1 protein-coding gene is annotated in these 625 nt (G+C 37.9%); it reads right to left on the reverse strand.

Features of this window, described 5'->3' with window-relative positions:
• The coding region (locus ACXM1Q_RS09360) for an IS30 family transposase (RefSeq protein ID WP_458517819.1) at positions 1-625 on the reverse strand (625 nt) is incomplete at both ends.

Consider the following 625-nt stretch of genomic DNA (forward strand, 5'->3'; position numbering starts at 1 on the left):
TAACCATCTGCGTATGAGCCTATTCTGGTTTTCATTGGTACCTCTTTCCCAAGATGAATACGGATGTGCGTAATAGATATGCTCTGCTGGAAATACTTCCGATAGTCGATTAAATTCTTTTCCATTATCAGCAGTAATTGAAAGTATCTGGTGCTGCTCAATGATCTCAATCAAACTTCTATTTACGGAAAGGGCAGTTTTATCAGGGATAAGCCTTATAATCTCATGTCTGCTCCGTCTGTCAGTCATTACTAATAAACACTCACTCTTCTCTTTGGTCAAAATAACCGTATCAATCTCATAGTGACCATTTTGTTCTCGAAGATTAATCTCATCCGGACGATTATCAATAGAGTTTCCAGCAGGTTTAAACTTAGAGCTAGCTTGCTTCCTAGTAGCTTTTCTTTTCCTAGCGTAAAGCAAATCATTTGAAGTCAAACCGAGCTGTCCATTGTGATACCAATAGTAGATAGTTTGCATCGCAGCTTTGATTTTCTTAGCCTTAACCATCATTTCAGGAGAATATTTCTGCCTGTGATAGTGAAGAATTTGCTCTTTCATTTCCTTGGTTAGGATGAGTTTTTTCACTGAGCGTTTGCGATTTTTCTCATAGTTTTCTTGAGCA

Source organism: Streptococcus sp. 10F2 (assembly GCF_054331515.2).